The organism is Nostoc sp. UCD121 (assembly GCF_014222285.1).
Taxonomy (GTDB): domain Bacteria; phylum Cyanobacteriota; class Cyanobacteriia; order Cyanobacteriales; family Nostocaceae; genus Nostoc.
The window spans coordinates 1-22,719 of the sequence record NZ_JACKZS010000070.1 but is presented as its reverse complement, the minus strand read 5'-3'; the positions used below and the strand labels follow the sequence as shown (position 1 = coordinate 22,719).

Sequence of the window (22,719 nt, the reverse complement as noted above, 5' to 3'; positions counted from 1 at the left end):
AGGCAGTATTTTGTAAACTAAACTCCTATATTCAAGTTTAGATAATTAGCTATTGCCATATATGCAAAATCAATTGTTACCCATCTAACAAAGCTTCTCGACACTCGCTAAAAATCACAATTTCCAACTCTGACATCTACTAAGCAAACCTCACACAAACACTTAGTTATAAAAGTCAAAATTTTACTTCAGAGCGGGTTGCATCTTCACACACAAGCCAGGACTTTGGCAAAAATAAAAATTAACAAATAAAAACTCATGTTGCACGGCTATAAAAATTTGTAGCCAACACTTTCATGTTGAATTTCTATAGAAAATACAAAATATTATGGCAACTTATTCAGGATTTCTAGATCCAGGAAGCAATAGAAATACAGCTTTAAACACTAGTTCATCAGCATATATTAACGGTTCTCTTCGTAGTACGGGCGACACCTTCAGTGACTCTGTAAGTGGTTCTGATTTAGTTGATTTCTACTTACTTCAGGTTGGTGGTAGTAGTGCTAGCCTCCTCAATCTAGTTTTAGATGGGTTAAGCAATAACGCAGACCTGATACTGCAAAATGCCACTGGCACAATTATAGGAAGTTCTTTTAATTCAGGAACTACGCGCGAAACAATCAACATTAATGTCAATCCAGGCACATACTATGCCAGAGTTTCCGCTACTTCTGGTACTCCCACTGCTAACTATAACCTCACATTATCGGCTAACCCTATTAACCCAGACCAAGCCGGTAACTCACCAGGTGCAGCCCTCAACATTGGTAATTTCAATAGTACTAGCAACCCCTACAGCATCACAGAGTTTGTAAGTAATACGGGTGCTATCCAGGATAGCAATGATTATTACAAATTCAGCTTAACCGAAGCTGTAGGCTTTAACCTCACCCTGGATGGTTTAACAGGTAATGCCAATGTGGAACTTTACGATAGTAGTGGCACCGGCTTGATTATCGATTCTAACCAATCTGGTACTACATCAGAATCTATTTCCCGTAACCTTGCAATTGGTGACTACTACATCCGTGTTATCCCTGCTGCCAATACCAATACTTTCACCAATTACAATCTGGGTATTGTCTTTAACCCACAAGACAATGCTGGCAACACTTTAGCAAATGCTCGTGTTATTAATCCCCTGAGTTCCACGGCCTCTAATTTTTCTGATTATGTTAATAACGTTGACGATAATGACTTCTACCGCTTTAACATTACATCCAGTAAGCTGATTAACCTAACGATGATACCCGCTACTGGTAATGCAGATGTTGAATTGCTCAACAGTAGTGGCGGAATTATCATTAGTTCTACTAATAGCGGAACACAAGTTGACTCTATTGTTCGTAGTTTGAATACTGGTACCTATTACATCAGGGTTTTTCCTGTTGGCGGTGAAGCAACTAACTATAGCTTGAGTGTTTCTGCTACAGATATTCCCACAGACTTAGCTCCCAACACCAGAGCATCGGCTCGCAACATCGGTAATATTACCAGTTCTTCTCAGAACTTCAACGATTTTGTTGGTGATATTGACGCTGATGACTACTACTTTTTCAATATCACCAAGAATGCTAATGTTCAGTTTAGTCTTACAGGATTAAGTGGCGATGCTGATTTGAGATTACTCAATAGTAGTGGTGTTGAGATTGCCATATCTGAAGAAACGGGAACTAACAATGAAAGTATCAGTACTAGCCTGGCTGCGGGTAATTATTTTATTTGGGTTAATCGCTTTGATAATGCCAACGCATTCTATAACCTAGCTGTTTCCGGCTCTCCCTCTTTCCAAGGACAACAACTGGAAATTCGAATCGGTTCTGGTAGTTCCAACCCAGACAATCTGACAGCATTGGGTAACACTTTGTACTTTACTGCTGATGATGGCACTGGCAACGGCAATCAGCTATGGAAAAGTAATGGTACTACCAATACTCGCATTACCAATAATCCCGGTGGTTTTAACGCAGCTAATCTCACAGTTTTCGGCACGAATCTGTTCTTTACTGCTAATGACAGTAACGGTAATGAACTATGGCTGAGTAACGGAACTACTGCCAATAGGTTCAGTGATATTATCGTAGGTGCTGGTAGTTCCAGTCCAGCTAATCTTACTGTTGTTGGCACAAATCTGTTCTTCACTGCTAATAACGGTACAAATGGTAGAGAATTGTGGGTATACGATGGTACAACAGTCCGATTAGTCAAAGATATCTACACTGGTATCGCAGATTCCAATCCCACAAATCTTATTGCCTTTAATAACAGGCTCTACTTCTCTGCTTCTAACTCGGCTAATGGCCAGGAACTATGGTCAAGTGACGGTACTGGAAATGGAACTCAAATTGTTACTGATATCAGACCAGGACAACCTGGTTCATCTCCCAACAATCTCGCTGTCATTGGTAGCACTTTGTATTTCACTGCCAATGATGGCAGCAATGGAACTGAATTATGGAAGCACTCTGCTGGAGTAACTAGCCTAGTCAGGGACATTACTACAGTTGTAAACGCTTTTGGCCCTATCAACCTTACTGTCGTAGGTAATACTTTATTTTTCGTTACCGATAGTGATGGCGACTTCCAACAAGAACTGTGGAAAAGTGATGGTACAGAGCTAGGCACTGTCAGAGTCAAAAATAACCTGACACAAGCCCCCAATCTGGGTTTTGGCCCATTGTATTTGACCGCCGTGGGTAACACTCTCTACTTCACTACACCAGACCCCACAACCGGGCTGGAACTGTGGAAGAGTGATGGCACAGATGCCGGCACCGTCCTCGTGAGGGATATTAATCCTGGTGCTGACCCCAACAACAGTATTCCAAGTAGTCTCGTGAATTTCGGCGGAACGCTGTACTTCACAGCTTATGAACCGACAAATGGCACAGAGTTATGGAGCAGTGACGGCACAGCTTTAGGTACGCGCAGAGTTAGCAATATAAATCCTGGAACGGGTGATGCTAACACTGCCAAGCTGACTGTCGTTGGTACAAGGCTGTTCTTCTCTGCCGCTAACGGGACTGATGGCACAGAATTGTACGTGATTTAGAAAGGAGGTGATGTTTTTAACAAAGTCTATAAGATGACCAAGACATTAGTTGATCAGAGTCTATTTCTCTAAAAATAACGAGTTCTAATTTACACAAACACCACAACAGGAAAAACTTTCCACCATGAAAAACAAAATTACAGCTATTGTTGTCGCTTTAGGTAGTGCCATTTTTACAGCCCCCGCCCATGCTTTAACCGCTACAAGCACCGTTCCTGTTAGCGTAACAGTACCTGAAGTACTTTACTTACGGACTATTAACTTAATTGATATAACTCTAACAGCTCAAGAATTGGGCCTCCCTGGTACTGGCAATACTTTCGTTGAGTCAGTAGCCCCAGGTAGCTTTACCACCAACTCACCATTTACAGGTGCTGATGCAATTAAAAAACAGATCAACAGCGTATACGCAATATGGTCTAATAGCAGTGCAGGAACTACTGCGGTTGATATCACTGTGGATACAGCTGTCGCTCCTAAAAATGCAGCTAACGTTGCTCTGCCATTGACCATTGACCCTGAGAGTAATATTACAGATGCCAGTGCTAATGGCTTGTTTTCTATTGTAAGCGGTGGAACCACTAGTGGTGCAGGGGCTGTGGGGTCAGTGACTCTAGAAGTCGATGCAAGTACTGTTTTAGCAGGTAGTTACACAGGTGGTTCAATTAATATCACTGCTGTGACTCCCTAGATAATATCAGTTACCTGAATGCTAAATGTGGTAAACACTACAAGTTTTGGCTACACTTTAGCATTTACTCCTGCACAGGGAAAGGGAGAGTTAGCTATATGCACACGTAGCATACTCTCCTTAACCCTCTTTTTGAGATTTGTCATCAGAAGTAGAAAGATTTCTGATAGTTGCCAAGCTTTACAAGCGCAAAATGCCAGAATAGCTCAAACTATGATGACAAAAATGCCGGGAAATTTCACCAACTGCAATCATGAGTCACAAACGTTATCTCATTAGATGGTTGGGCTTAACCGTGGCACTTCTGGCATTGCCACAGCCTAAAATCTCAGCCCAATCTATATTTTCCAATACCTCCCCCACAGAAATCAATCAATTATCGGTTCCCCAAAAACTGAGTATTCCGCCTCTAAAACAATCGGAAATATTACCCAGTGGTATCACTGAATCTGTCGCCAGTGGTCAAGATTTGACGGCTCCGCCTCGATTTAATAGAGTTATTACCCGCGAATTACCAGCCCTTTGGCAAATGCGGGTTCCCATTGAACAGGTGGGTTCTCTTTACGCCATCTATGAAATGAATGCTGACAACGGTGGAGTCAATCAGTTTAGCAGTGAACAACGTTCTGACGTTAAAGTTCCTATTGTCTTAGAGACCTTACCCATTATCGAAATTTCCCGCGACACAAATACTAATACAGCTTTGGTGCAGGGCGGTGTCCGCTTAAAAATAGACCTCTCCACTGCTGAGGTAGCGGGTAGTTATTCTGGGGAATTAAATGTTGTTGTGAATCAGCGTTAACTCTCCTATCCCTAAATGTGATGTGTGCTGAAATTATATTTTAGAAGCCAATGTTTCACAAACCTCAAAATATCGCCCTTGCTTTAATAGGGACAATAGCTCTGGGAATGCCTCCCGCAACAGCACTGAATGTTGGTGTTAGCCCCCCACGAATGGAACTGGAAATGAATTCCAAACAACGCGTCCAATCGATTCGTGTTGTGAATCGTTCCTCTGAGACCGTGGAAATGAAGGCTAGTGTCAAGTCATGGACGATGAATGAAAATAATAAACTTGAAGAGATTATGCCTAGTGAACAATCTTTATCTCAGTGGATTGTCTTTACTCCCTCAAGATTTACAATTGCTCCTGGTGGCACTCAGACTATACGCTTTACTATCCGTCCTAAAACCCAGCCTAAAGTCGGCGAACACAGGGCTGTACTGTTTTTAGAAGAAGTTGCCTCCAATCAACCAAAAGCATCAAATACCGTTGCTACAGTTGGACGGGTGGGAGTTGTCATCTATGGCTATACGGGTGCAGTTAAAAGAGTTGGTGTACTCAATTCTTTAACTGTAGATACTAAACCCAATGCAATGAAAGCTGTGTTTGATATTTCCAGCCAAGGCAATGGCTATGTAAGGCTCAACGGTCAATATGCTATTTGGCCGGCTGCTAAATATCCTGGTGCTGAGGTGACAAAACCCATAGCGAATTTAGGCAAACCACAAGCTAAAGAGATTGCCAATTTAGTGGATGTAGGACTGTTACCTACAGCGCCAATTTTGCCTGATACCCGTCGCCGAGTTTTGCTACCAATCACTAAAAAGTTACTCCCTGGTAATTACGTTTTGGATATTAATGGGGAACTGAATGGTGTAGCTATTCAAAAAGGTATACCTTTTACAGTGGATGCTCCAGTGGCTAACAATAGTAGGACTCAACCTCAGCCAACTTCTCAAAACTTAAGAGACTCTCTCAAAAATCCTCAGCGCCGCAGATAAACTATTACACACTTAAATTGCGTTAATTGAGATGGGCAAAATGCCCACTAGTTTGATGAAATTTAGATGTGCAAATTAAAGTTTTTCGATCTTCCCAGTAATGATTTGTATCTGGGAAGTTTCTTGAGCTACCTATACAAATTTTTGTGCTTCTATTTATGATCTACCAACCTTCAATATCTCCCCCAGCAATCACAATTATACAGTCAGAGAATAGTTCTTGCAAAACGCAGTTAGATACCAGCGTTATTCAGGAACATAGAACGCTTGTTAGTGCGATCGCAACTCCTTCACCACCAGAGACGTTACCACCTGAGTTTTCTACAAATGAATCACAGCATTATTGCAATCTAGACAATGAAAACATTACAGCTAGTAACATCAGTGCTGAAAATGATCTAAGTTCTGACCCCAAGCAACTGAATCCAGAGGTTGTTGCTCAAAGTATCACACCATCAAGCTCCTCGCGAAATTCAGCTATTAGTGATCTTAAAAAAACTCTCAGAAATATCAGAGATGCTGCTCATAATAATGCCAAAAATCTCCAATCTCCTGATAAACAACAAAAAACAAACAATGTAGTAGCTCCAGAATCGGCACTCAATGATAATTTAAAAACTTCAAGCGAAAAGAATGATCCTATAACTAATACCAATAATATTAATAATATATTAGCAGAAGGTAAAACTTTATTATTGGGAGTATTAATTAATGAGGAGGAGGTTGGTAGTCTAGAAGTAATTCCAGATGGTAAAACTTTACTAATACCACTATCTGACTTTGCTAAAATTGCTGGATTTACAGTTGAGAAAACTGCTGGAGACACAACCCAACTGAACACACCTTTAGGGATGGTGACTCTTACAGATTCAGACTTGAGACAAATTGATGGTATCACTTATATTAGCGATGCCTTGTTAAAAGAAAAATTACTCACTGATATAGAGCTAAAAACTTCAGATTTAGCCTTAAATGTTAGTTTACCTTGGCGTAGAGGTAGTGGATCATCGAACAATCAAGCGATTGACCTCAAGCCTGAAGTTAGACCTCCTAGCAGTGGTTTATCTAATTTACGGCAAGAGTTAAATTATTATAGTAATTCTGGTAATACGAACTGGCGTAGTTCTACTCTCTTGGGTGGGCGTTTGGCTGGTGGTGCATGGCGGTTACGTTTAGACAATAATTTTGTTAATCAGCCCCAGTTAAGTGAATATTTTTACTTCAAACGTTCAGGGCGACTGCTTTATCAAATTGGTCGCCAACAAATTGGCTTGAATCCTTTACTTACGGGAAATAATTTGACAGGAGCGCAGATTGGTTATACTAATCTACCCGCAGATAGGTTGAGTACAAATTATAGTGCTAGTGAACTTTTACCAAGACGTTCCCAACCTGTACAAACATTTCGTGGTGTAGTTCCCCCAGCTAGTTTTGTTCAGTTAAGAGTTGGTGGCGTTGCAGTCGCTCAACAACAGGTAGGACTCAGTGGAGAGTATGAATTTGTAGATGTCAGTTTGCCTACTGGTCAAAGTAATGAAATTGAACTGTTCGTATTTGATCGCAATAATTTTAGCGTACCTACAGAAGTTCGTTCTTTAAGACTCAATGCTTCCGATTTATTGTTACCCACCGGTGGTAATGTGCAGCTAGCCGGCGTAGGCTTAACTGGTAACTATATCCAAAATAATTTATTAGATGATGTGACGGCACCTGAATCAGGTAAGTTCACTGGATTTTATCAGATACGCCAGGGGATTTCTAATAACTTAACCTTGGAAAGTTCTGTACAATTATTACCGGAAACTACACAAGTACAAGCAGGTTTTGCTTGGCGTTTGGCAAGTCCTGTCATTTTATCAGCGAATGCTGGTACTTCTAATGGTGAGTTTGGTTATGCGGCTAATTTAGATATTCAGTTGGATCGGTTGCAGATTTTGGGAGTTTCGGAATTATACCCAACTGGCTATTTTAACACCAGAAACAACAATCAATTACGCGATCGCCAGAATAACGCGCTAGATGTCAAATATAAATTTAGTAATAACCTGAGTCTAGGTTTTGTTGCCCGCAACTACCAAAACCAAAATGATTCGAGTAATTACATTCTACCGACTTTTTCCTTCCGCCCATTGTCTAACTTGTCGTTGAGAGGTACACCCGATTATCTTGGCAATTATTCATTCAATGCCTTCTATCAACCTACAAGAGATAGTAGGCTATCTTTTAACTCTTTCGGCGATGTTTATACAACAGATTTTGGCTATAACCTCAACCGTAATTATCTACTATCATTTGGGACTGAATCTGGTGGTGATTTAGCAACTCGTTACACTTTGGGACTGAATTATAGCTCTTCTAGCCTTTTCGGTCTGAGTTGGCGCTTAGGATTAGGATATAGAGATGGAGAAGTTGGGCCGATTGTGGGTGCTAGTATGCGAGTACTGCCAGGATTATTTGCCTTAATTGATTATCAAGGCATTCCCTCTAGAAATAGAAACATTCTTGGTGGCATTGGGGACGATCGCCTGACCATATCCTTAGTATCAGATTTATCATTTGCTGGCGGTAGAGTATCCCCTGCTGAATATAGCTCAGTTAGCAAAGATAGAGGCGCGATCGCTGGGCGAATGGTTATTGAAGGTGATAGAAATGGTGCAGACCTTGGTGGCGGTATTGTCAGTGTTTATGATAACCGTGGTCGTAATGTGGGTACAGCCAAAGTAGACCCTCAAGGTAATTTCTTTGTTGGTAATTTGCGAGAAGGTGTCTATGTAGTTTCTCTAGACCCAGATGAGTTACCAATTGAAGTAGCTGTGCGGAAAACTTCTATAACTGCGGAAGTAGCTGGTGCAGCTGTGACTCAGTTAGATTTCCCCGTTAGATTAGAATATGGTATGGCAGGTAAAATTACTGATGTGGCAGGTCAGCCAATACCAAATGTGGAAGTAGAACTAGTTGATGCTCAAGGCAAACGAGTAGTATCATCTGTGACTGATCAATTTGGTCTTTACCGTCTAGATGCTGTTCCCGTTGGTAACTATACATTGCGCGTTCCTGTTCAAGATGGCATCGCCAGCAGCAACACTTTACCAAAATTAGAAGTAGCAATTAATAAAGAGTTTATATACGACCAAAATCTGCAATTACCAATAGCCGCAGCCGCTAAAGAAAGTCAGGAGAAAAAAGAAACTCAAGAAAAATAAGTTTTTAGGATTTTTCTAAAAGCGACAATTAGGGACAAACCGCTTCACTTGGATGCCCGATTTAATTTACTATGTGTATTGTTCTCCATCTGTATGGGCTACATCTGGCTACCCTAAGATCGTTATGGCAAAATCGAAAAAAAGCGCCAATCCCATCAATTTAAACGATCCACAATATTATCTTAACCGAGAGTTAAGCTGGCTACAATTTAATTCCAGGGTATTACATGAAGCTTGTGACGATCGCACGCCTCTTCTCGAACGCCTCAAGTTTTTAGCAATCTTCAACTCTAATTTGGATGAGTTTTTCATGGTGCGTGTTGCTGGTTTAAAGCAACAAGTAGAGGCAAAAGTCAGCCTGTTAACTCCTGATGGTCGGACACCACAACAACAGCTAGATGATATTAGGTCTACCCTAATTCCTCATGTAAAAAAAGAGCATCAACATTTTGAACAAGTACTTCGTCCTCTACTAGCAAATCATGGCATCCATATTCTGGATTACATAGATTTAAATCAAAAACAGCGAACTCATCTCAACCATTATTTTGAGGAACAAGTATTTCCAGTTTTGACTCCTCTGGCTGTTGATCCTAGTCATCCTTTTCCATTTATTTCTAATCTCAGTCTGAATCTGGCTGTTGTGGTCAAAAACCCAGACACCGAAGAAGAATTCTTTGCCAGAGTTAAAGTTCCCAGTGTTCTCCCACGATTTTTACCGATACCGCCGGAGTTGGGACAAAATAGCGACAAACCTGCTCACTGGACTGGAGTACCTTTAGAACAAGCGATCGCTCATAACTTGGAATCTCTATTTCCAGGGATGAATATTCAAGAATATCATCCGTTCCGCATTACCCGTGATGCCGATTTGGTCTTAGAAGAAGATGAAGCAGATGATTTGTTGTTAGCAATAGAACAGGAATTGCGAAAACGGCGGCTAGGCGGAAGTCCAGTGCGGCTAGAAATTCAATCCCAGACTCCTGAAATAGTGCGATCGCGATTATTGCATGATTTGGAATTAACAGAAAGCGATCTCTACGAAGTAGATGGTCTTTTGGGACTGCGGGATTTGATGTCTTTTATGGCCTTGCCGTTACCGGAACTCAAAGATCCACCACGCCAATCTGTTGTACCATTACGCTTGCAAAGGCTGAGGGAACCAAGTTTAGATCCAGATACGCTGGAGACAGACGAAGGAAAAGACTTTTTTGCTGTGATTCGGGAAAAGGATCTGCTAGTACACCATCCCTATCAATCCTTTTCGGCTACAGTGGTGCGCTTTATTACCCATGCTGCCTACGATCCGAATGTTTTAGCCATCAAGATGACCCTTTACCGGACTTCTGGTGACTCACCCATAGTCAATGCCCTAATCGCCGCGGCCGAAAATGATAAGCAGGTATCTGTACTCGTGGAATTAAAGGCGCGATTTGATGAGGAAAATAATATTTACTGGGCAAAACGACTAGAAAGAGTTGGAGTTCATGTAGTCTATGGTTTAGTCGGGCTGAAAACCCACAGTAAAACCGTCATGGTGGTACGGCGGGAAAAAGATCGAATACGCCGCTACGTACATATTGGCACTGGTAACTATAATCCTAAAACGGCACGGCTGTATACAGATTTGGGATTGTTTAGTTGCCGTGAAGAATTAGGTGCTGATATCACAGATTTATTTAATTTTTTGACAGGATACTCGCTGCAAAAGTCTTATCGAGAATTGCTGGTTGCACCTGTGAATATGCGCGATCGCTTTTTGGCACTAATTAACCGCGAAATTGAAAATGTTCAAAATGGATTTTCTGGACGCATTGTTGCCAAAATGAATTCCCTAGTCGATCCGCAAATTATCGCCACTTTATATGAAGCTTCTCGCGCTGGTGTGCAAATAGACTTAATTATCAGGGGCGTTTGCTGTTTGCGTCCAGGACTCAAAGATATTAGTGAAAATATTCGCATTATCAGCATCGTCGGTCGCTTTTTAGAACACTCTCGCATTTATTATTTTCATAACAATACACAGGAGGAAATCTTTATTGGCAGTGCTGACTGGATGCGCCGCAACCTAGATCGTCGAGTCGAAGTAATTACCCCAGTAAAAGACCCAGATATTGCAAAAGATTTGCAAGAAATTATGGGAATTATGCTCGCAGATAATCGCCAAGCTTGGGAATTACAAGCCGATGGCACTTACATTCAACGCCGTCCTTATGATGATTCTCCAGAAGCCAATTCCCAAAAAATTCTTATGAATATGGCATTACGCTCAACTGGCGTAACCTCAAACTTGATTGATTAAAAAATAAGTTACTTTAACTTTGACAACTAGCTAAACTTAGATAAATTTTAAAAGTTATCTAAGTTATTTGTCATAAATTCACACAGAATTCATGAATCAGGATTCCAAATTCAGAATGAATTCCGATCAAAAAGCAGATAGCATGGGATAGCGAGTCCGCTTACCCCTGCGGCTATCTTCCTAGCAAAAGCGTCTTGTAAAGAGCATCAAGATTACTGATTTCTAAATTCTGAATTCTTCTTCAATCACCCATTGGATAGAGTTAGTGCTTGCACATGTTCCCATAGACTAGAGAGGTTATTCTGAATAAATTTGTCTTTCCCCTCAATGTTAATGTTATCCTGTGAGCTTTCTACCTTGCGTCTTCTAGTAGTTGATGACCATGAACTGACTCGTCTAACCTTACAATTGGTTTTTTCTTGTCAGGAGAATATTCAAGTAGTAGGTTTAGCTAGTAATGGTGAAGAGGCTATAGAAATGGTTAAACGTTGTCATCCTGACGTAATTGTTCTAGATTTACAAATGCCAGTCATGGATGGCTGGAGCGCGTCTAGCCAAATTAAAGCTATATCTCCGAACACCCAAATCCTTGCTTACTCCTCAGTAGAAGACGTAAGTTTTCAAGGAACTAAGGCAATGTCTAGCTTTGATGACGTTTGCAAGAAAGATGTAGCGACAAGCGAACTGATTGCTTTAGTTAGGCGGTTAGGTCAGCGTGCAAAAGATGATTCAGTTGCAGGATAAATGATACAACTATGCTGCTTCGCCAGCTCAGGCTTAGTTAAATTTTGGGGATTTGAGAATATTATAATACTACGGAGCGTCGGTATTAGCTGAAGTTTACAGTTAAACCGACGCATTTGTGCTATTTTTTACTCTACTGGAATGGTGCGTTTAAATTCATCAATTAATTCATCTAGTTCTTCCAAAGCCTGATTTACATCAACTCTCAATGTTCCCAGGTTTGGTTGCTCTAGCAGTCCTAATAGGTACTCGCGTTTACTTTGAACTGCAACAATTCGTTCTTTTATAGTCTGTAGATCCATTATTTTTCCATTTTTAACTACCTTTAAATTTTAAGTTAACTCAAAATCCAACATTTTGGGGCACTATACTCTTAGTAGTCCACTACACTAACTGTCTTCTCTAGAAACTCCTCATATCTCCCGTACCCCTATTCAAAAGAAGGCTACGTGTAGCGTCTGTGATATGAAAAGTTTTAAACTAAGTAAGCCAAAAGCTCTTGACTTCTCTTTGTGTGAGTCTTAACCTGGCAATTTTGAGTTGGTTGATTTACTAATCTCTAGGGATGATGTTCTTCCCTAATTTGTTACTCATAGCCGATGATAATAAAACTGAGGTATTAAGAATTTATACTAATTTAAGCTCATGCTACGCCAAATCTCTTTGGGAACACTCGGTTTAACTATCGGTGGCATATTAACCATTATGGGCTTCGTAGCCTATGCTGGTAATAATGCCACACTCAATCTTGTCGGATTTTTTTACGGTATTCCTCTATTGTTGGGAGGACTGGCACTAAAAGCTAATGAACTTAAGCCAGTACCCTTTACCCAAAATACATCACCGTCAGCATTGAAACTGCGGGAACAGCAAGCAACTGAGACTCAAAATAAAATTCGCAAAGATATCACCCGATATTGTTACGGTCAAGATGCTCATTTAGATACAACACTTTCTTTTCTGGGTTTGAGTCCCACAGACCAGGAACGGCCAACAGTCACAGGGTTACGAGAAGTAGAAGTTAATGGTAACTATGCCCTAATTTTAGAATTTGATTCACCGCTAATACCAATTGATGTATGGCAAAAAAAGCAGGAAAAAATGACTAATTATTTTGGGCCGGGATTGGAGGTTCAAATAACACAGCCATCTGAAAATACAATTGAGTTAGCGCTGATTAATACTCCAAAAGAGTCACTAGTCAGTAGTCAATAGTCTGGGACAAAAGTTATTGTTACCAAAACTTTATGGCTTGTCGTTACCCACATTTTACTTAAGTTATCGACAAAGAAACCCTCTCTGTACTTAAGTTAACTGAAATTTTCACTTTCACAGGGGATAGCATCAACCTAAGTAGAGACGCGAAACTTTGCGTCTCTACACACCTAAAAATTGCCACGGATAATCATTAAGTCAATTGTATTGCTATATACAGTTCTGACTCATTTTTTACTACTAACCAAAAAGTTACTTTTCTAAACGAACTGCATACCATTGTAAATATTGCCCAGGGCCAATATCTAATTCACAGCCGGTGTCGAGTAAATATTGTGCTTGAGCTTCCACAGTATCAAAGTTTTGCAAGTCAGGCGGTAAATCTTGAATTATTAGTTGCTGGAGAGTCATTTTGAGTTTTTCTAATAACTCTGATTGTGTCAGAAATTGCTCTGGCTTATTTGTTTCTAAAAGAACAAAGTGATCTTGCTGATACATTAATGAATCTGGCATTTTAAAGATTTTGTGAATACAAATGGTTTTTTTGTAATAACGTCGGGTTATTTTTGTAGTCAAAAAATGGCTATCTTATATATTTTACCTGCTTTATATGCAGTACTAATAGGATTTAGCTCTTTAAGATATACACCTTAATTTAGTATATCTATATTCATATAAACTTAAATACTAAATTACTGTTTTTAAGAATAAAAATCGATTTTCAAATTAACTAAATATAGTTAATCGGATGAAATAAGAATTTTTACTTAATTTATTAACTTAAAGTGATTCGATAATAAAACTTGGAACTAAGTTAAATCTTAATTTTATGTAATTATACTGAACTTTTATCCCCATCGCCCAATAGACTCAAGACATTTAAGCCAAGTGATATTAGTATTTAATATTAGCTATAGTAATCAAAATTTAAACGTAAGAAAATACGTAGATTAAAAATGCGTATTATAAAGCCTTTCAGGAATTTTATCTCTCACGAATGATTTAAGGCTGCTATATTTTCTAAACGTACTTTGACAACTGCTTTTCTCTATTTCGCTAAGTTTATAAACTAATTCACTAAGGTGCGTATTTGCAATTTTCAAAATAATTGCAATTTAACTTTAACAATAGGGAAATATAAAAGCAACACTTCCTCCCATAACCATAGCCGAACAAAAAGGTAAAAATTGCCTTCGCGTTCCAATTATAGATTGTCTATGCAACTTAGTTATCTACCGCTTGCTTGGCTCAAAAACATTGAGCAGTCTATTGTCAAAAAACAGTTGATTGTGAAGCCAGACACACCTTTGCCGCAAATTCTGGCATTGATGAAAAGAGCGATCGCTCCTATGCGATTGAGTTGCACAGCCTTTTTCAGAATAATCCTGCAAGTGGAAGGCAACTCATGTCAGGCATAAGCTCATTTTCTGTTTCTAAACAACCACCACTGATTCTAGTGGCTGATGATGACAAGACTATCCGAGTGTTGTTGCGTAAAGCTATGGAACAAGAAGGTTATCGAGTGGTTGAGGTCAATGATGGTAAGCAATGTTTAGATGCTTACGAGACTATCAAACCGGATATAGTTTTGCTAGATGCTGTAATGCCTGTGATGGATGGCTTTACCTGCTGTAAGCAATTGCTCCAAATTGCCAGGAATAATTTAATCTCAGCCCTTGCAACCTTTGATACTGACTCTGCTCTTAACAATACTGTCATCTCCAAAATATGGGAGCGCACTCCCATATTGATGATCACATGCTTAGACGATGAGGAATCCGTAAACCGTGCTTTTGACGCAGGAGCGACTGATTATGTTACTAAGCCAATTCACTGGCCTGTATTGCGTCAACGGTTGCGCCGACTGCTACAGCAAGGACAAGTATACAAACAATTAGAGGCAGCAAACCAAGCTTTGCAGCACCTTGCCAATGTAGATGGCTTAACTGAGTTGGCTAATCGTCGTCGCTTTGACGATTATCTCAATACTCAGTGGATTAATCTCGCCCAAGAGGAATCTCCTTTGTCAATGATTTTGTGTGATATCGACTATTTTAAATTTTATAACGATAAATATGGCCATCCTGCTGGAGATGTCTGTTTACAAAAGGTGGGCGCTGTCTTAAATCTGAAGGCGCAAAAACATCAAGATTTAGTAGCGCGTTATGGTGGCGAAGAATTTGCTGTGATTATGCCATACACCCATGCATCTGGTGCAGTTCACGTGGCCGCAACCATACAAGCGGGAATCAAAGATTTGCAAATTGCTCACGCCGGGTCTGCGGTGAGTGAGCATGTCACGTTAAGTATGGGCGTAGCAACTGTTGTCCCTACTTGGGAATCCTCTCCTTCAGATTTGATTGTGCGGGCAGATAAAGCACTCTACGAAGCAAAGGCAGGAGGGCGCGATCGCTTTATCTCAAGTTTTTAATTGTTATTAGTTATTAGTCATTTGTAAATGCCTATTGCCTAAGAAGGATAAACTGGCAGCGTGAAGTGGAACCATGCTCCATTATTGGGTGCGGAGTCTACCCAAATTTGGCCATAGTGTGCCAGGATAATACGCTGGCATAAACAAAGACCAATGCCGTAACCTTCTTTACCTTCATCCCGTTGTAGGCGGAAGTGGTTTTCAAAGATGCGATCGCGATTCTCTACAGGAATGCCAGGCCCAGTATCGCCAATACTAAACTGAACTTTTTGAGTAGTGCGGTGCAATCCTGAAACGCTAATCTTGCCACCTTCTGGAGTATATTTGATGGCATTATCCAATAGATTCACTAGCACTTGGCGGATGCGTTCTGGATCGGCATATACATAAGGTAAGTCACTAGGAATATCTGTTTCAACCTCTTGGGATTTGGCGGTGTAGCGATCGCACAATTCTTCGAGTACATCTAAAAAGACTTTACCTAGTTGTACCTTTTGTGGTAATAGAGGAAATTCTGTATCTTTTCCACGACCTACCTGCAAAAGGTCAGTAATCATTCGGTCAATGACCTTAGTCTGATTGCGGGCTTGTTTTAATAAATGTGCTGTCATTGATGGCTTAAGGCGTTGGAATTCCCCTGTCTCTAGATTGTAGTTAGATTGGAGAGTTTCCATTGCGATCGCGGCAGCTGTTAGGGGATTACGGAGATCGTGCGCCAGCATCGCAATCACCCGATCTTTAAACTGTAGCTGCTCTTGGAGGTTATCTTTTTCCTGTTTCAAGCGAAAAATTTCGTCTGAGAGTCGGATTAGTTCAGCAGAAACAGCAACTGAATGGATAGTGGATTTGGGTAATGTGCCCCGACCATTGTCGTCCATGTGTTCTTGCAAGTCTTCCTGTAATTTTAAGTAAGCGTCTACAGCGACTTGCCAGCGAGGCCACCAGTTTTTCAATTGCGCTATGATATTACTCCCAGCCAAAACCTGTCGTGGTTCAGGATGGATTTTAATTAAAGCTGGCGTTGCTACCAACTTAAAGTGTTCTGCTAAGTAAGGTTGTTGTCCAACATCGATAGTTTGAACTTCAAAAGTATACTCAGCCTGCAATTCTTTTAAATAAGCACGTATTCGCTGCACTTGTTGGCGGGACTTAGGTCGTCCATCGACAAAAAGTAACAGTTGGAGTGGAGCTTCAGAATAAATAGGCTGATCCTGGGAAACTTGCATGTAATCGTGTTTCAGCACTGGTAACAACCCGGTGACGCTTTACAGAAAGTAAAATGGACTAACGGTTGTCGATGGTCGTTGTTTTGGTCTTCAATTTAATATCTATTTTAGATTTTCATACTGCTCTTAGTTCTGCATTTTTGACACTAAATATATCTTTTTCAGCCTTTTGCCCATTTTCGACTAACTTCATCTTCAAGAAACACCCAAGCCCCTTGAATATAAGCCTCAGTTTGCCCTGAATAAAAAATTGTCGCTAGAGTTAGCAGGTGAAAGGTTTAATACTATGTCAAATCGGCTAGTAAAGCAGTATGTCAAATTGAATACTCGCTTTCAACAAGCGATGCCTACGGCGGGCAAAGCCTACGCCCAACTAAACGCAGATGCTAATTGTATCTAATCTATCAGTAAGCTGTTAACTGTTTAGACCAAGTTTGTGGAAAGAGGGTTTTTTCAACGCCAGTGCATCCAATGAAGTGTCTTGTTTGCCTCAACCCAATCATTGAAAACAGCTATAGCTAACAACTATGTACTGCCTATATATAACTTACGAAGCGTACTCTGTGCCCAGCCTTCCTCAAAGAAGACCTGCCTATCTCAGGAGAATAGGGGATGGGTTGCCCTAAGACAACCTTTTGGATAACATCAGGGCGATGCCTACGGCGATAAACTACGCACTTTTAGAGTCAGTACTTACTGCTTTCGAGGCTGCCAAGAAACTCTTGACTACAGCACAAGTAACATTTTCCCCAGAAAATCTATTTATAGAAATTAGGGAAACTGCTGCGACACTTGACTGTTTTGTTTATGACCCCAGTTGCCAAGAACAACGAACTTACGCTAAGTCCCTGGAATTGCTGAACACTGGCATTTTCTGGCTATTGCCTTATTCAGCTTACCATCGTCAGATGAATAATTTCCAGAATCGATTGTAAGCCAGTGTTAGCGAACTTTAATTGATTTCCCTCTTTGGGTGAGGCTAAGGGGGCTTTATTCCTAGTTTATCACTTTAGGTGTTTAGCGATCGCATTAAGTTCGTGCATCTGGAAGCAGATTAAAGCTTTTGGTAGCTAAAATGTTCTTTAGCTAGTTCCCAATCAGTTATCTGCTCTGGTAATTGAATATTTCGATAAATATCTAAAAAATGGATTCTCAATCTAGTAGTCTTGCCATATTAATTTTGAGCAGCACTAAACTGCTGACTACAAACTCCCTTAACCTGTCCTAATCCCAGTGAGCTTAGAGCCAGCCTCAAAATCATAAAACTCTTGTATAGCAAGTATTTCAGATTTCTTTCTGTTTTTTCCCAAAAATGTTAGTTTGCCAGAATTTTTGGGAACACTATAAATAAGCATGGGAATTATAAAAACCTAATGGCTGTAAAACGAAGACAATACGGTAGCTTTTGCTACCGTTTACTCATTTTTAGAGATATTAATAAAGATATTGACTAAGACAACGTACTCAGTCGGTAGTGTCATTTGGTGATACTGAGAGGCAGGGAGCAGAAGAATCCAGGGAGTAGGCGGTAGGAGGTAAGGGATAGGGGCAGAATCAAAATTCGCTTTTCCTCTGCCTCTTCTGCCCAATGCTCAATTAATGAACAGTCTGCGCTAGGGTAGGAATTGAAACTCATTTGTGATTTCCTGTGCTTCCCTGTAAACGTCCATCTGTATTTCTAATTTGGGCTGTTCTACTGACTTCCTTAACAGCCTGTGCTAACAGTCCAGTCGCCAAAAACCTTGAAGAATCTTTGGCGGCAGATCCGAAGCTGCAAAGCAATCCAGTTGTGTTTGGAGAATCTCAGAGTAAGCAACCACAAGCACAGCCAAACGATTCAACAGTTCAGTTACCAGCTGATTTTCCCAAAGATATCCCCCTATATGCCAATGCCAAACTAGAGGAAGTTATACCTGCTAGCGGTTCAGAGAATAAAACCTCAACTCGTTGGTTGAGTTCTGACCCTAGCAACTTTATCGCTAGCTTTTATGGCAACCAGTTTAAAACAAATAACTGGCAGATTTTGCAACAACCAACAGATGAAGCGGGAGGTACTTTTGAGGTACGTCGTAACGATTTACTGTTGAAGATTTCCATTCAGCCTAAATCAGTTACTAACGCTACACCCAATCAACCCCAAACCGCCACAGAATTACTGATTGATTACGTACCGAATAGTATTGCTACGGCACAAACTACCCCAAATACAAATTCTAACGAAGCTACTAACGTCGTTCCTCAACCAGGAAATCCACAGTTCATTGGGCCAGTACCACCTGCAAACTTGGCAGCACAGCCACAAAGTACGGCTAATAACCAAACAACTCCTACAGCCACAACTGAATCTCAAGAATTCAGCGATCTGAATAAAGTACCGCAAGAATGGCGGCAACACATCCAAGACTTAGCCGCATTAGGTGTTTTATCCCTAGAACCAAAGGCAACTAAGAGTAATTCTACTACCACAAATAACCAGTTTGAACCCGGTAAAATTGTTACACATCGGGAATACGCTCGTTGGCTAATTGCTGCTAACAATGCTATGTATGCCAGCAATCCAGCTAAACAAATTCGCTTGGCCTCAGAAAGCACTCAACCTGTTTTTAGTGATATTACCGCAAAAGATCCTGATTTTCCAGCAATTCAGGGATTAGCTGAAGCTGGTTTAATTCCCAGTTCTTTGTCTGGAGATTCCACAGTCGTTTTGTTTCGTCCTGATGCACCCCTAACGCGGGAACAATTACTGTTGTGGAAATTACCCCTAGATACTCGTCAAGCTTTACCTTCTGCTAATTTAGATGCGGTAAAACAAACCTGGGGTTTCCAAGACGCAGCGCGAATTGACCCCAAGGCTTTAAGAGCAGTGCTGGCTGATTACCAAAATGGCGAGCAATCGAATATTCGGCGGGTGTTTGGCTATACGACTCTGTTTCAGCCTAAAAAACCAGTAACTCGCGCTGAGGCTGCTATGACTTTGTGGTATTTCGGCAGTCAGAGTGAAGGTGTCTCAGCAACTGAAGCTTTGAAGCTAAAGCGAAGTTAAAGCGATGTCTATGAAGGGTTATGCCATTCTGTTGCGGTTAGTTTATCCGTAGCAGAAAAGTGGCAATGCCCAAGCTTTAGCATAGAAAATTTGCGATTTCTTTGTAATACACTGATTTTTTATCAAGAAAATGTAAATGTAAGTGTTTTCAGCGTTTTTACCTGTGTTTGATGAATTTTTGAGGCATAGTTAGGTAAAACAACGTAAATTAACTCAATATACGTACTTAGTTTGAATTAACTCAAAAAACAAATTGCCAGCGATCGCCTTTTCATTACTTTGAAACAAACTAAAAAATACCACAGGTAAAACAAATATGAAAAAACAAGCTGTAGCTGTAGGATTTGTTCTCTTATCTTTCATGTTACCGCTCAAGGCGAGTGCAGCGAGTTTTAGCAAATTTTACGTATTTGGCGACAGCCTTTCTGATACTGGCAATGTCTTCGCTGCTACTGGTGGTTTAGTCGCTCCGACAACAGCCATTCCCCAAGACCCACCATACTTTCAAGGGCGTTTTTCTAATGATCAGGTGTGGGTAGACTACCTGGGAGATCAGCTAGGATTAACACCCTCTCCATACATTACTTTAAATCCTAGTATTCCTAACCAAGGGATTAACTTTGCTGTCGGTGGTGCTAGTTCTGGTCAAGGTAATGCTGTTGTTCCTAATGCACCGTTACCAGGAGTACTGGAGCAAGTCGGCTTGTTGACGCAACCCATCTTACAAGCCAATCAGAAGCTTGATCCAAATGCCCTCTATGCTGTGTGGGGAGGTGCAAATGATTATGTGTTTGGTCAAGCTACTAATACGACTCAAACAGTTCAGAATTTATCAAATGCAGTAGGGTTACTTGCATCATCTGGCGCAAAAAATATTTTAGTCTTTAACTTGCCTGATTTGGGTAAGATTCCATTGGCATTCGCTACAGGTTCATCTAGCAACTTGACTGCTTTGACAAATGAGCATAACCAGGAATTAGCAGAGGAACTAGGCAAATTTAGCAATAACTCTGGTCTGAATCTGATATCTGTCGATGTGTTTTCTCTATTTAATCAAATAGAAGCAAATCCAGGAAAATTTGGGTTTCAAAATGTGACTACCCCTTGCGTAGTCGGGAATTTACAGACAACCATCAGTGTATGCTCCCAACCAAACGATTATTTATTCTTTGACTCCGTGCATCCAACAACAGGCGTTCATAAGTTAGTTGCAGATACTGCACTGGCGGCGATTGAGGCTAAGTCTGTTCCTGAACCTGCGATAAATTTGGGGATTTTAGCTCTCGGTGCTTTTGGTGCGGTAGGAGTATTGAAGCGTCAACAAAAAAGATCGGTACTTGTGTCAACAGGTAGGGTTATTGATGCACAATTGTCTCATACAACAGTTGAAAATTAAACTAACTGTATTGATGTGGGATTACGATCGCTTATTTGAAATTATTGAAGAATTAGTCATGCACCATTCACCTAGTGGTGCAGAAGCTGAGATTAACCAGTTGTTGATGCAAAAATTTGCGGCGCTGGGTGTAGAAGTGTGGTGCGATCGCGCCGATAATATTATTGCCAAGATTCCAGGGAAAAATCCAGACCGAGCGATCGCCATCACAGCACATAAAGATGAAATTGGCGCAATTGTCAAGAACCTTGGTGATGAAGGCCGTGTGGAAGTCCGTAAACTCGGCGGTTCTTTTCCGTGGGTTTATGGCGAGGGCGTTGTCGATTTATTGGGAGATAACGAAACCATTAGCGGTATTCTCAGCTTTGGTTCCCGCCATGTTTCCCATGAATCTCCTCAAAAAGTCCAGCAAGAAGATACTACTGTTAAGTGGGAAAATGCCTGGATTGAAACAAAATGCACTGCGGTTGAATTAGAAGCAGCTGGCATTCGACCTGGAACTAAAATGGTAATTGGTAAGCATCGCAAGCATCCAATTAGGTTAAAGGATCATATTGCCAGTTACACCTTGGATAACAAAGCCTCTGTTGCCATTTTGCTAGCTTTGGCTGAAAACCTGAAACAGCCAGTTGTTGATGTTTATTTAGTAGCTTCAGCCAAAGAAGAAGTAGGAGCAATTGGAGCGCTATTTTTCACCCAAAATCAGCGTTTGGATGCGTTAATTGCTTTAGAAATCTGTCCATTATCTGAGGAATATCCTGTTAAAGATGGGGAAAGTCCTGTACTTTTATCTCAAGATGCTTATGGAATATATGATGAAGGGCTAAATGGACAACTACGCCAATGTGCCAAACAGTTGGATATGCCTGTGCTATTTACAATTCTGAGCGGGTTTGGTAGTGATGCTTCCATTGCAATGAAATTTGGTCATGTTGGGCGTGCTGCGTGTTTGGCGTTCCCTACCCAAAATACTCACGGTTATGAAATTGCTCATTTAGGAGCGATCGCTAACTGTATTGATTTGTTAAAAGCTTTTTGTGAAACTGAGTTGGAGTAAAGGTTTAAAACTAATTTACTCGGTAAAATCAGAGTGCGTAGTTTGCCGCCGTAAGCATCGTTTTTACACCCCTTTGGCTAGATGCTTGATTTATGTCAAACTTTAGTATTGAGGAACACTTTCACCAAAGCCGATGATGGGATTTGAACCCACGGCCTGCTGATTACGAATCAGCTGCTCTACCACTGAGCCACATCGGCGTACACAATCTAAAAGTATAACACAATTTAATTATGGTAGATCAAAATCTCAAAAATCGCCTGAACCCTGAACAGTATGCCAGCCTCAAAGCAGAAATAGCCGCTCCTTATCGCGGCTTACGACAATTTATCTACATCGCTTTCGGTGCTTCTGGCTCCATTGGCGCATTCGTGTTTTTTTTCCAAGTGCTTGCCGGACGGGATGTTGAGAGTGCTTTGCCTAGTTTGGCTCTCCAAGTAGGAATAGTTGCCCTAATGGTCTTCCTTTGGCGCTGGGAACAGCGTCGGCAACAATCAGGGAAAAGTCCTAATTCTTGAAGATAAAAATTTTAGCTGATGACTTTTTTACTGCTTTGTTTAATATACCTTTATAT

18 protein-coding genes and 1 tRNA gene are annotated in these 22,719 nt (G+C 40.7%); 15 read left to right on the top strand and 4 right to left on the bottom strand.

What is annotated here, in order from left to right:
- Positions 1-328 precede the first annotated feature (328 nt).
- The 7 genes from GNF10_RS16535 (at position 329) to GNF10_RS16505 (ending at position 11,777) form a co-directional block, all read left to right on the top strand.
- Positions 329-3,052: an ELWxxDGT repeat protein gene (locus GNF10_RS16535; RefSeq protein WP_185583154.1), complete on the top strand. Its 2,724-nt coding sequence runs from the start codon at positions 329-331 to the stop codon at positions 3,050-3,052.
- Between the two features lie 124 nt (positions 3,053-3,176).
- Positions 3,177-3,743 (top strand): hypothetical protein, encoded by a 567-nt coding sequence (locus GNF10_RS16530; RefSeq protein ID WP_185583156.1) that lies wholly within the window; start codon positions 3,177-3,179, stop codon positions 3,741-3,743.
- Between the two features lie 253 nt (positions 3,744-3,996).
- Positions 3,997-4,545, top strand: a complete 549-nt coding sequence (locus GNF10_RS16525; protein WP_185583158.1) for a hypothetical protein — start codon at positions 3,997-3,999, stop codon at positions 4,543-4,545.
- A gap of 50 nt (positions 4,546-4,595) precedes the next feature.
- The gene (locus tag GNF10_RS16520; RefSeq protein ID WP_185583160.1) at positions 4,596-5,528 is read left to right on the top strand and encodes a molecular chaperone; all 933 of its coding nucleotides are present in this window, start codon (positions 4,596-4,598) and stop codon (positions 5,526-5,528) included.
- Positions 5,529-5,686: 158 nt separating this feature from the next.
- The gene (locus GNF10_RS16515; RefSeq protein ID WP_185583162.1) at positions 5,687-8,731 is read left to right on the top strand and encodes a carboxypeptidase regulatory-like domain-containing protein; all 3,045 of its coding nucleotides are present in this window, start codon (positions 5,687-5,689) and stop codon (positions 8,729-8,731) included.
- Between the two features lie 124 nt (positions 8,732-8,855).
- The gene (gene ppk1 / locus GNF10_RS16510) at positions 8,856-11,033 is read left to right on the top strand and encodes a polyphosphate kinase 1 (RefSeq protein WP_185583164.1); all 2,178 of its coding nucleotides are present in this window, start codon (positions 8,856-8,858) and stop codon (positions 11,031-11,033) included.
- 327 nt (positions 11,034-11,360) lie between these two features.
- A complete protein-coding gene (locus GNF10_RS16505; protein WP_185583166.1) occupies positions 11,361-11,777 on the top strand; it encodes a response regulator transcription factor in 417 nt (138 codons plus the stop codon).
- Positions 11,778-11,905: 128 nt separating this feature from the next.
- On the opposite strand, the gene GNF10_RS16500 is transcribed toward GNF10_RS16505, so the two are convergent.
- Entirely contained in the window at positions 11,906-12,079 is a 174-nt protein-coding gene (locus GNF10_RS16500) for a hypothetical protein (RefSeq protein ID WP_012412001.1), read from the bottom strand.
- A 343-nt stretch (positions 12,080-12,422) separates the two neighbouring features.
- Between GNF10_RS16500 and GNF10_RS16495 the strand changes: the two genes are divergently transcribed.
- The gene (locus tag GNF10_RS16495; RefSeq protein WP_179073439.1) at positions 12,423-12,992 is read left to right on the top strand and encodes a DUF2854 domain-containing protein; all 570 of its coding nucleotides are present in this window, start codon (positions 12,423-12,425) and stop codon (positions 12,990-12,992) included.
- Positions 12,993-13,244: 252 nt separating this feature from the next.
- Here the strand turns inward: GNF10_RS16495 and GNF10_RS16490 are convergent, their stop codons facing one another.
- Positions 13,245-13,505, bottom strand: a complete 261-nt coding sequence (locus tag GNF10_RS16490) for a chlororespiratory reduction protein 7 (protein WP_185583168.1) — start codon at positions 13,503-13,505, stop codon at positions 13,245-13,247.
- Positions 13,506-14,209: 704 nt separating this feature from the next.
- On the opposite strand from GNF10_RS16490, the gene GNF10_RS16485 reads away from it, so the two are divergent.
- Positions 14,210-14,410 (top strand): hypothetical protein, encoded by a 201-nt coding sequence (locus GNF10_RS16485; RefSeq protein WP_041565700.1) that lies wholly within the window; start codon positions 14,210-14,212, stop codon positions 14,408-14,410.
- On the top strand, positions 14,398-15,423 hold the full coding sequence (locus GNF10_RS16480) for a PleD family two-component system response regulator (RefSeq protein WP_185581889.1): 1,026 nt from the start codon (positions 14,398-14,400) through the stop codon (positions 15,421-15,423). The genes GNF10_RS16485 and GNF10_RS16480 overlap by 13 nt, the downstream gene beginning before the upstream one ends.
- Before the next feature lie 38 nt (positions 15,424-15,461).
- Here GNF10_RS16480 and GNF10_RS16475 read toward each other — a convergent pair whose 3' ends face one another.
- On the bottom strand, positions 15,462-16,667 hold the full coding sequence (locus tag GNF10_RS16475) for a histidine kinase (RefSeq protein ID WP_179073441.1): 1,206 nt from the start codon (positions 16,665-16,667) through the stop codon (positions 15,462-15,464).
- A gap of 635 nt (positions 16,668-17,302) precedes the next feature.
- On the opposite strand from GNF10_RS16475, the gene GNF10_RS16470 reads away from it, so the two are divergent.
- From GNF10_RS16470 to GNF10_RS16455, 4 genes are all read left to right on the top strand, one after another.
- Positions 17,303-17,584 carry a hypothetical protein gene (locus GNF10_RS16470; RefSeq protein ID WP_185581890.1) on the top strand — a complete coding sequence of 94 codons (282 nt, stop codon included), beginning with the start codon at positions 17,303-17,305 and terminating at the stop codon, positions 17,582-17,584.
- 713 nt (positions 17,585-18,297) lie between these two features.
- Positions 18,298-19,692 (top strand): S-layer homology domain-containing protein, encoded by a 1,395-nt coding sequence (locus tag GNF10_RS16465; RefSeq protein ID WP_185581891.1) that lies wholly within the window; start codon positions 18,298-18,300, stop codon positions 19,690-19,692.
- A 316-nt stretch (positions 19,693-20,008) separates the two neighbouring features.
- Positions 20,009-21,088, top strand: coding sequence for an SGNH/GDSL hydrolase family protein (locus tag GNF10_RS16460; protein WP_185581892.1), 1,080 nt, complete (start codon positions 20,009-20,011; stop codon positions 21,086-21,088).
- A gap of 13 nt (positions 21,089-21,101) precedes the next feature.
- Positions 21,102-22,145: a M42 family metallopeptidase gene (locus GNF10_RS16455; RefSeq protein ID WP_185581894.1), complete on the top strand. Its 1,044-nt coding sequence runs from the start codon at positions 21,102-21,104 to the stop codon at positions 22,143-22,145.
- Between the two features lie 128 nt (positions 22,146-22,273).
- Here the strand turns inward: GNF10_RS16455 and GNF10_RS16450 are convergent.
- Positions 22,274-22,345: transfer RNA gene (locus tag GNF10_RS16450), tRNA-Thr, on the bottom strand.
- A 33-nt stretch (positions 22,346-22,378) separates the two neighbouring features.
- Between GNF10_RS16450 and GNF10_RS16445 the strand changes: the two genes are divergently transcribed.
- The gene (locus GNF10_RS16445; RefSeq protein ID WP_185581893.1) at positions 22,379-22,663 is read left to right on the top strand and encodes a DUF3493 domain-containing protein; all 285 of its coding nucleotides are present in this window, start codon (positions 22,379-22,381) and stop codon (positions 22,661-22,663) included.
- Positions 22,664-22,719: the final 56 nt, after the last annotated feature.